This is a genomic window from Natronocella acetinitrilica, from assembly GCF_024170285.1.
Taxonomy (GTDB): Bacteria; Pseudomonadota; Gammaproteobacteria; order Nitrococcales; family Aquisalimonadaceae; genus Natronocella; species Natronocella acetinitrilica.
This window is the reverse complement of sequence record NZ_JALJXV010000022.1, coordinates 1-9322: the sequence shown is the minus strand read 5'-3', so window position 1 is coordinate 9322 and position 9322 is coordinate 1. Positions and strand designations below refer to the sequence as shown.

Genomic DNA, 9322 nt, shown 5'->3' with positions numbered 1-9322 from the left:
CATCGAAGAACTGCTGCCCTGGAATCTGCCAGAGCTTCGTCCGGCGGACTGATCGCAACGCACATCGTCAAGGCGGTGTTGCCCGGACGCTTACCGATGATCTGCAAGCAGCAGCATGGCAACAACTGGGTAAGCTGAAGGGATGGCTTGCGTGACAGTCACCTACTGTCCGACGACCTATGGCGGGTGCCGGAAACATGACACCAAGCTGTAAGGTGGACTAGAGGGGGGGCCAGCGACACAATTACTTGGCAATTGAAGATATCGAGGTAGGTCTTGGACAATAACGGGTCTGAAGAAGAGCTTCGTGCGTCTGTCGAAGCCTATGTGGATATGCATCGGCTTGAGGGTAATGGTCAAGCGTTCACAAAGAAATCGTATTATGAAGCCTTAGCGGATAGGTTTGGCCGCACTGTTAAGTCATATGAATATCTAATGCAGAACATCTCTTATGTTTACTCACTCCAAGGTCGACGGTGGGTGTCTGGCCTGAGGCCAGCACGTAATGTCGGAACAAATGTCATTCGGATTTTGGAAAAGCTGATAGCTGCCTCCGAAGGCCAACAGCTAGGTTCTAATTCAGACTTTGACGCGGCAGTTGAGAAGCTCAGGAAGAAACCACCGGCAACACCACCAAAGGGCAATAAGAAGCCGGCGTCGGTTGAGTCCTCCGTGACCCAGTTTGTCAGAGACCCAGATGTGGTCGCCTGGGTATTGGTCCAAGCAGCTGGTCGATGTGAATGTTGTGATGCTCCGGCACCCTTTCATCGTGAGGACGGCTCGCCCTTCCTGGAGGTGCATCATGTCCAGCGCTTAGCAGACGGTGGTGAGGGGTTGTAGATGAGGACTCGCGGCGCTGCAGGCAATTCTGAAAAAAAACGGTCCACGCCCGCGGCGTCCGTTGCATCGAGGGCATGCGTTTCAGCACCGGTCTCGGCAGCCAGGTCATGGAGTTTGTCAGTGTCCCGGGCTGCCAGTACCAAGCGATAGTTGCGGCGCCCCAGCGCTCGTGCAAGTGAGGCGGACAGGCCGTTACCAACGCCAACAATAACCGCCAGTGGTTTTTTCATGACGTTGCTCCGGTGGTTGCTCTGCGCCCTTTTCGCGCAGGGCCTGCCGCCAATCGTGCGCAGTTAGCTTCCAGGGCACAATTGCTTCTATGGTCTCCTCGCAATCCGCATTGTCAGGCTTACAGGTGGTGTCATCGTCTCCATCTCCTCCTCTAGCCCATCCGATGGCGCCGCAGATCCTAACAACGCGAGGCAGCTAAACGGAGGTCCAGCCGCCGTCCACGTAGATAGTCACTCCACTGACATAGCTTGATGCATCAGAAGCCAAAAATAGCAGCGCTCCGTCAAGTTCACCCGCTTTGCCCGGTCTCCCCATTGGGCATCTGTTCTGGATAAATTTTAAGAAATCTTCGTCGTTGATAACCTCTTCTGTCATTTCGGATTCAAAGAACCCGGGGCCAATAGCATTAGAGGTAATACCATATTTTGAGAATTCACCAGCCAGTGCATTCGTTAAATTATCCACTGCTCCCTTGGAAGAGTGATAAGCGGCAGTTGTAATGGCGGTATTACCCACGTGCCCAAACATCGATGAAATGTTAATGATTTTCCCGTATTGCTTTTCCTTCATGTAGGGGATCACATGCTTGATAAAAAGGAAGACGCCTGCCACGTTGACGTTATGGACATTTTCCCACTCTTCTAACGTGGTTTTCTCAAGGGGCGTCACCGCTCCAAGCCCAGCGTTATTGATTAGGATATCAACCCGGCCAAATTCATCAATCGCTTTCTGTACCACATTTTTAACATCTTCTTCCTGTGTGACGTCACACTTGATAGGAATAACTTTAACACCCTTTTGCTCCAGCTCTGCAGCCAGTGATTCCATCCGTTGAATTCGTCTGGCTGCGAGTATCAAATTGACCCCGTGCTCTGCAAGCACTTTCGCAAATTGAACCCCTAAGCCGCTTGAAGAGCCGGTAACGATGGCTACTTTTCCAGAAACATCAAATACACGGTTCATATTTATTCGAACCCCTTGGTTAGTCTTGAAAATACATAGATGATGTGCAATCAATTAAGCTTAATATCAAGAGTTGTTTGGCGGAACAAAAAGACCGCATTGAATAGCGTCGCGCGTCCCTCCATCCGATAATCCTGGAGCGTGCCGCATTTTCCGTAGCTCCTAGTCAGTGGATGCTGTTTTTCCATTCGTGCTCTGATCCGGCCCCAGACGCTCGTTTTTGCTGGGGGCGAAGGGGAAGCGCCCCTGACGCTGCAGCATCTTCTCGGCTTCCACGAGCGCGAAGACCGCGAAGCCGACAAGAATGCAAAGCCCCCAACCCCGCAAATCAAGCGCCACGGTACTAAACAGCGCGTTCATAAACGGGGCGTAGGTCAGCAGCAACTGCAAACCGATGATGGCAGTGATGGCAATCAAGACCACCTTGTTTCCAGTCAATCCAGAGAGTGTGTAGGCCGGCGCACTGAACGAGCGGGTGTTTAGTAGGTAGAACACCTGCCCTATCACCAATGCATTCACTGCGAGGGTCCGAGCCAGTTCCACCGGCGTATCTGGGTTCTGTTGTTCAAGGTAGAAGAGCAATCCTGCTCCGATCAGAAGAAGCATCCCAACGAAAGCTGTGCGCCACAAGACAAACGCCGTGAGCAGCGGTTCGTTTGGCGGATTGGGCGCTCGGGTCATCAGGTCGCCTTCAGCTTTTTCCCAGGCAAACGCGATGCCCAGAGTCACTGCCGTTACCATGTTGATCCAGAGGATCTGCACGGGCGTCACGGGCAGGACGAAGCCAAGTGTGATCGCAAGTGCAATGATGAAGCCCTGTGCGAAGTTCGTCGGTAGCAGGAAAAGAATCGACTTGCGAAAGTTATCGTAGACGACTCGGCCTTCCTCGATCGCCCGCTCGATCGACGCAAAGTTGTCATCGGCGAGCACCATGGCCGACGCTTCCCGGGCGACCTCGGTACCTCCCTGCCCCATGGCAATTCCGATATCTGCGCGCTTGAGGGCAGGTGCATCGTTCACGCCGTCACCGGTCATGGCAACGATTTGACCCGTTGACTGTAAAGCCTTCACAAGCCGAAGCTTGTGCTCAGGGCTTGAACGCGCAAAGACATTGATGTCGGCAATTCGAGCGGGCAAATCGTCGTCGGAAATCTCCTCGATCTCACGCCCGATCAGCACCTTCTGGGCGTCGTTCTCGATGCCCAGCGTCCGCGCAATCGATGCAGCGGTCTTGGCATGGTCTCCGGTGATCATCTTCACACCGATACCCGCCTCATGACAGATAGCGACTGATTCGATCGCCTCCTCGCGCGCCGGATCGATCAGCCCATAAAGGCCGACAAAGACAAGATCGTGCTCGGCCTCCTCCTCGGTGAGTTCCGACATCTCGCCGACGTCCTTGCGGGCAACCGCAAGCAGTCGCTGGCCCCGTTCAGCGATCTCGTCGGCCCAGCGCAGCCACTCGTCTGGATCTAAGTCATGAAGCTCGTCACCATGTAACTCTTTGCTGCACATCTCGAGCAGTCGCTCGGGTGCCCCCTTCACGTAGATCACATGATTACCTTCATCACCCTGATGGAGCGTTGCCATGTAGCGTCGCTCGGATGAGAAGGGGATAGAGTCCTTGCGGGGTGTCTTGTCGGCTTCGGTCTCGCTTTCGAGGTCGGCCTTTTGGGCAAGCACGATCAGGGCCGCTTCCATTGGGTCCCCCTCGGGGCGCCACTCGCCGTGCTCCTGTTTCAGCTCTGCGTCGTTGCATAGCAGGCCGATCCAGAGCATCTCACGCACGTCATCGTGCTCTCTGGGATCAGTTGGCTCGTCGTCAATCGTGAAACCGCCTTCGGGATCGTAGCCAACGCCCTCGACCTCTAGCTCGGTTGTTGCGGTACGCACGGTCTTCACCGTCATCTCGTTACGGGTGAGCGTACCCGTTTTATCGGCGCAGATTGTGGTGACCGCACCGAGTGTCTCTACCGCGGGCAGTTTTCGAATGATCGCATTGCGACGTGCCATCCGTTCGACGCCAATGGCCAGCGTGACAGTCATGACGGCGGGCAAACCCTCTGGGATCGCGGCGACGGCAATTGACACCGCCGCAAAAAACATCTCGTCCCAGTCCCTCCCCCACAGTAAGATGCCAATGGCAAGGACGATGACGGCAACGCCCACAATCCCGATACTTAGCGTCCGGGTGAAGCTGTCAAGCTTGCGCATTAGCGGCGTACGCAGGCTCTCCACATCGGACAGCATGCCGCTGATCTGGCCGATCTCGGTGTCTTCACCGGTCCGGACAACGATACCCGTGCCTCGCCCTGCGGTGACCACCGTCCCTGAATGGACAAGGCTGCCCCGCTCTCCGATTTCCGCGTTTTCTTCGACGGGTTCAGTCGATTTTTCGACAGCAGTTGATTCTCCGGTTAACGCCGCTTCCTGGGTCTGCAGATTCCTCGCGTGCAGAAGCCGGAGGTCCGCGGGTACGCTGTCGCCGGCGTCGAGGTGGACGATGTCTCCCGGCACCAACTCCTCGGCTGAAATCTTGTGTTGCTCCCCTCCCCGGGTGACCTGCGCCTCATGCGAGAGGATTTTCTGGACACTTTCGAGAGCGCGCTCGGCGCGGCCTTCCTGAATGAAGCCGATGACCCCGATGATCAACACCACGGCGAAGATCACACCGCTGTCGAGATGTTCCCCGAGCAGGCCTGTCACGATGCCGGCGATTAACAGCAGATAAATGAAAAGGTTGTTGAATTGGCTAAGGAAACGCCGAAAAACCGAGTGCCGGGTGCTTTCTTGCAAACGGTTCTTGCCAAACTTTTCCCGACGTGACTCAACCTCATTGTCGTTGAGGCCCTGCTTGGGGTCCACGGCAAGCATAGCTGCCGCATCCTTGTGCGAAAGCGCATGCCATGCTGTGTTGCCGAGATCGTCCCGGGACAATCCGTCATTCGGTGCCATTCGTGTCGCTTCCTGTGCTCCCCAGCTCTGCCTGCGCCTCCCTGAACCGCCCTAACTGAGGGGCTCCAGCTCGATTCAGCCTGAAGAGCCCCTGCGTCCGCCGCGTCAGCTCGATGATATGCGCCTGCGTTTGGACCTTAACGGTCTGCTCGAATTCCTCATGTTGTCGCTACGGGTTGCGCAGCCCTAATTCCAACATGATCTCTAGCTTCCAGCATTGACCTGCGTCAATCTAGAACGGTAAGTATATGTAACAATTATGAAAAACTTGCGGTATGCGACCGAGATGGTTTTGCTGGGCCGGCGAAAACCAGGGAGATCCGAGACATACTTCGCACGGCTGCCGTCGGTTCCGTCCTTGAACACCACCGTGCCGCCTTGTTGCGCGCGATGGCCTCTGCCGCCCTGACATAGATAAAGAGCCAACCCGGCACCGGGGACGACACTAAGACATCGCAATCGACGAAGGCGACTCCTATGACCCTTTTGACCTGGATCGGTATCCTTTTATGTCTGGCCCAGTCGGGGATGTTCTCCGGCCTTAACCTGGCCTGCTTCTCGGTCAGCAAGCTTGAGCTAGAAATCTCCGCCCGCAAGGGCGAGCCGAACGCGCAACGACTCCACGATCTGCGCCAGGACGCAAACTTCCTGCTGGTCACCATCCTATGGGGTAACGTGGCGGTGAACGTGCTACTTGCACTGTTGGCCGGCTCTGTGCTGACGGGGGTACTGGCGTTTCTCTTCTCCACCGTGGTGATCACCATCTGCGGAGAGATTGTTCCGCAATCTTACTTCTCACGTCACGCCCTGCAGGTGGCCTCGCGACTCGCACCGATGCTCCGTATCTATCAATTCCTGCTCTGGCCGGTGGCCCGTCCTACAGCCTGGGTGTTGGATCGCTGGCTGGGGCCAGAGGCCATTTCATACTTCAAGGAGCATGACCTGCGCCAGGTGATCCGACTGCACATGGAATCCGGAGAGACTGAGATAAATACCTTGGAGGGTCTCGGTGCGATGAACTTCCTGAAACTCGATGACCTGCCGCTGACCGCAGAGGGTGAACCGTTGGACGCGGAAAGCATCGTGCAGCTGCCCTTCGACGGTACACGGGCGATTTTTCCACCAGTCCACCAAGCCCGGAATGATGATTTCCTGCGCCTGCTGCACCGCTCCGGCAAGAGCCGGGTAGTGCTGGTGGATGAGTCCGGCGAGCCCCGCTTGCTGGTGGACTGCGACGCCTTTCTGCGTGCGGCGCTGTTCGACGATGGCGCGTTCCGTCCACTCACCTATTGCCACCGGCCAATCATCATCCAAGACCCCGCCACACCCCTTGGCGACGTTATAGGACGCTTTCGCGTGAAACCCGAACATGGCGAGGACGATGTACTGGACGAGGACGTGATCCTACTCTGGGCAGATGAAAAGCGTATCATCACCGGCACGGATATCCTGGGTCGTCTGCTCCGCGGTATCGTGCGTAACCCTGTGCCGGCAATAGCTGCGGATACTGCCTCCGCCATTTAACTTCGTTCGCCGTGATTTTCGATAATGGGTCGACACGAGGAAAGACCGATGTCTAAAGGGTAATTTAAATTTCCGCGGTAGGAGGCACAGCCAGCCGCTGTACCTCCCGCCGCACCAATCCTACGGAAGTGCGGCAATCGGCTGTACTTCGATGAGGAATTCCGGGTGAACAAGTCGTTGGACGATCAGCAAGGTATTGGGTGGGTACTTTCCGTCCGGGAAGTACTCGGGAAAGTGTTTCTTCCGGAATTCCATAAATTCGGGGATCAGGTCGGCAGATACCAGGTACGTAGTAAATTGGACAATATTACCGAAATCCGCGCCCGCCGAGGCGAGCGTGTCGCGCATATTGGCGAAAATCTGTTTCGCCTGGGCGTAGAGATCGCCTTCGCCGACCGACTCGCCTCGGGCGTTCACCGACAATGCGCCTGCAATAAAAAGTAGCTCTGATGGCTTGACCCGAGCGACGTGAGTATATTGTCCGAGCGGCGGCGATATTCCCTCTGGATTGTAAATAGTGAGGAAATCGTCGGGCTTACTGGTTATTTCTGGCATTTCTCATTACCTCCAGTTACTCCGGGTGAACAAACCAGTTCATTAGACTTTGGATACCTGAACCCGCCTCAGGACGCTGGCAAGGCTAGGTGTCATTGTAATCCTTTCTTCAGGCGCCGATCTCTGGCTTTGTCTGCTCAAGAGCCTCGAACCCGTCGACGTTCGGGGATTCGTCTCATAGGCCGATTCTGAGAGTCTCACTTGCGGTGATATTTTCACTTAACTTGAAAATCGACGTAGTCGAGCAGCCGCAGGACCTGCGGCGCACTGGGGCGCGTCGCACTGCGCACCAGATCAAAACACCGCGCCAGATCCGGCCCCCCTTCATTCTGGTACTTCATTTCAGACACCACGCCAAGTGTCTGGCAGAACCCCTCTTGGCGCTGCCGGTGCCCCTGGGGATCAATGAGTCGGGCATAGCGCTCAACCAGTAGAAAGGAGCGATCCAATACCTGATGCACTTTTGAATTCGCAGGCTTGAGCTGCGTGGGCTCAGCCTGGGAATACCTGGCAAATCACCGCAGTTGCGCGCAAAGCGGGGTGGGGTGGGGTGACCCAGACGCGGTCGGCACTTTGCTACCCTTAAAATTGCATTCTTGTGCCCGCCATTATTTGGAGGTCACGATGAGCGCTATCGAACATTCGCGAGAACAAAGTCGCCTGACCGGCCTGAACGTTATCCGAATTGGGATCACAGTGCTGCTCGTCGGGGTTTTGGCGTGGCTGGCTCTCAGGTTTTGGCTGGGCGATGCTCTTCCGTATTTGCTTAACCAGAATGAAGACGTTTTTGGGCGGTTCTGGCCCCACCGTGCAGCGCTCGTGCTTCATATCGTCGGAGGCACTGTGGCGCTCTTCATGGGGCCTTTCCAGTTTTGGTCTGGGCTCCGGCGGCGATCGCTCACGGTCCACCGGTGGACGGGTCGTCTTTACATTGGTGGGGTTCTCCTTAGCTCGACAGCCGGGTTTTTTCTCGCCCCTGCTAACTACCTCGGGCTGAGCTTTGGGGCAGGGCTCATCGCACTGAACTTCGCCTGGCTTTTAAGCATCGGAATGGCGTATGCCGCCATCCGCTTGCGTGAAATTACAGTTCACCGAGACTGGATGATCCGGAGTTACGTCCTGACCTTCAGCTTCGTAACCTTCCGCTTCCTTTTTGAATTACCAGCGGTAAGAGCACTCGGCACCCCGGCAGAAGTTGGCGGGGCCGCCATCTGGGTGTCCTGGGTCATTCCACTGCTTCTAACGGAAGTCGTGATTCAGGGGCGAGCCCTTCAAAGCCGCCGGGCAACACCAGGTCGAGGAGGTGACGTTTCGCAAGTATAAGCCGCACCGTGTTCAGGTATTCAGTCGGCGGTATGGCATAAAGACGTGGCTCGGCAGTGGTTATCTGCTACGAATCGGCGAGACTCAGAGTCGGTATCAGTGCGTTCGTCCGAAAAACAATCACTTGTGGACTTTTGGATGAGACAGGTTCATGTGATATGAGATCTGACACAAACTGCCATCGAGAGTTGCACTACGGTGCTGAAAAGCAGAAATCGGCAAAGAAATTGGGAGCAAAGATTAATCGCCTTCGGCTGGCGGACGTGGGCTAAGTATGAGAAGCCCAAGTGACCCATCACCCGAAAGACCGAGAAGTACGTCTTCATAGAAGGTATGGGAAGAACGATGAATCAACAGCAAAACACGTTGTCAGCATCTGATTTCATCGAAGCAACTGGTGGCGAAACCAACAGCCCCGAAACTATCCAATTGATACTGGGATCAATAACCGACGATACCAAAAAGGTTTTCTCATCGCTACATAGGTACATTCTCGGCTTTGATCCCAGCATCCGCTATCGCAGCACCGGACCCTGCGCCTTCGAATATGGGATGCCCAAGCCACAGAGATGGCGCCCACTTATCGCAAGATTGGACTTAACTTCAGATGGCATCAGTATCGCTATTACAAATACCTGCTCCGACCCTTGGGACTTGTTTGAGCCTGCAGGCCAAAAGTGGCAAACACTTCGCAACCGGGTCTCCTTCGACGACATTACCTCAGATCTACTGGAGTACCTAAAGTATCGTTTATCAGAGTCATACACTAACAGCACTGGAAAAGCTGGCAGAACAACGGGGACTTTAGCCTCATTATTAGAGCCCGATTCTAGAGCCCTGAACCGCCCCGGGTTTGGTGGAGGCTCCAACTCTTGAGAAGATGGAGCCATGAAGAAGACCAACAAGTTCTCACCTGAGGTTCGCGAGCGGG

General features: G+C 55.3%; 7 protein-coding genes and 1 pseudogene. 3 read left to right on the top strand and 5 right to left on the bottom strand.

Translation table 11 applies throughout. The features are described 5' to 3' along the window. Positions 1-800: 800 nt before the first annotated feature. The 3 genes from J2T57_RS21975 to J2T57_RS21965 form a co-directional block, all read right to left on the bottom strand. A complete protein-coding gene (locus tag J2T57_RS21975) occupies positions 801-1070 on the bottom strand; it encodes an SDR family oxidoreductase (protein WP_253485934.1) in 270 nt (89 codons plus the stop codon). A 196-nt stretch (positions 1071-1266) separates the two neighbouring features. Next, a complete protein-coding gene (locus J2T57_RS21970; RefSeq protein WP_253485932.1) occupies positions 1267-2034 on the bottom strand; it encodes an SDR family NAD(P)-dependent oxidoreductase in 768 nt (255 codons plus the stop codon). 162 nt (positions 2035-2196) lie between these two features. After that, positions 2197-4989 carry a cation-translocating P-type ATPase gene (locus J2T57_RS21965; protein WP_253485929.1) on the bottom strand — a complete coding sequence of 931 codons (2793 nt, stop codon included), beginning with the start codon at positions 4987-4989 and terminating at the stop codon, positions 2197-2199. Positions 4990-5466: 477 nt separating this feature from the next. Between J2T57_RS21965 and J2T57_RS21960 the strand changes: the two genes are divergently transcribed. Then, positions 5467-6513 carry a DUF21 domain-containing protein gene (locus tag J2T57_RS21960; RefSeq protein ID WP_253485927.1) on the top strand — a complete coding sequence of 349 codons (1047 nt, stop codon included), beginning with the start codon at positions 5467-5469 and terminating at the stop codon, positions 6511-6513. Positions 6514-6633: 120 nt separating this feature from the next. On the opposite strand, the gene J2T57_RS21955 is transcribed toward J2T57_RS21960, so the two are convergent. Further along, positions 6634-7068 (bottom strand): RidA family protein, encoded by a 435-nt coding sequence (locus tag J2T57_RS21955; protein ID WP_253485924.1) that lies wholly within the window; start codon positions 7066-7068, stop codon positions 6634-6636. A gap of 215 nt (positions 7069-7283) precedes the next feature. Beyond that, positions 7284-7556: pseudogene (locus J2T57_RS21950) on the bottom strand (HipA domain-containing protein); the annotation flags it as partial. Between the two features lie 136 nt (positions 7557-7692). Between J2T57_RS21950 and J2T57_RS21945 the strand changes: the two are divergent. Both J2T57_RS21945 and J2T57_RS21940 read left to right on the top strand, forming a co-directional pair. Then, positions 7693-8391, top strand: coding sequence for a DUF2306 domain-containing protein (locus J2T57_RS21945; protein ID WP_253485920.1), 699 nt, complete (start codon positions 7693-7695; stop codon positions 8389-8391). Positions 8392-8736: 345 nt separating this feature from the next. Further along, positions 8737-9267, top strand: a complete 531-nt coding sequence (locus J2T57_RS21940; protein ID WP_253485918.1) for a hypothetical protein — start codon at positions 8737-8739, stop codon at positions 9265-9267. Positions 9268-9322 lie beyond the last annotated feature (55 nt).

What these genes read in the sequence shown, in the direction of transcription:
- J2T57_RS21955 (WP_253485924.1), bottom strand. Translation starts at nt 7,068, where the DNA reads ATGCCAGAAATAACCAGTAAGCCCGACGATTTCCTCACTATTTACAAT.
- J2T57_RS21940 (WP_253485918.1), top strand. Translation starts at nt 8,737, where the DNA reads ATGAATCAACAGCAAAACACGTTGTCAGCATCTGATTTCATCGAAGCA.
- J2T57_RS21975 (WP_253485934.1), bottom strand. Translation starts at nt 1,070, where the DNA reads ATGAAAAAACCACTGGCGGTTATTGTTGGCGTTGGTAACGGCCTGTCC.
- J2T57_RS21945 (WP_253485920.1), top strand. Translation starts at nt 7,693, where the DNA reads ATGAGCGCTATCGAACATTCGCGAGAACAAAGTCGCCTGACCGGCCTG.
- J2T57_RS21960 (WP_253485927.1), top strand. Translation starts at nt 5,467, where the DNA reads ATGACCCTTTTGACCTGGATCGGTATCCTTTTATGTCTGGCCCAGTCG.
- J2T57_RS21965 (WP_253485929.1), bottom strand. Translation starts at nt 4,989, where the DNA reads ATGGCACCGAATGACGGATTGTCCCGGGACGATCTCGGCAACACAGCA.
- J2T57_RS21970 (WP_253485932.1), bottom strand. Translation starts at nt 2,034, where the DNA reads ATGAACCGTGTATTTGATGTTTCTGGAAAAGTAGCCATCGTTACCGGC.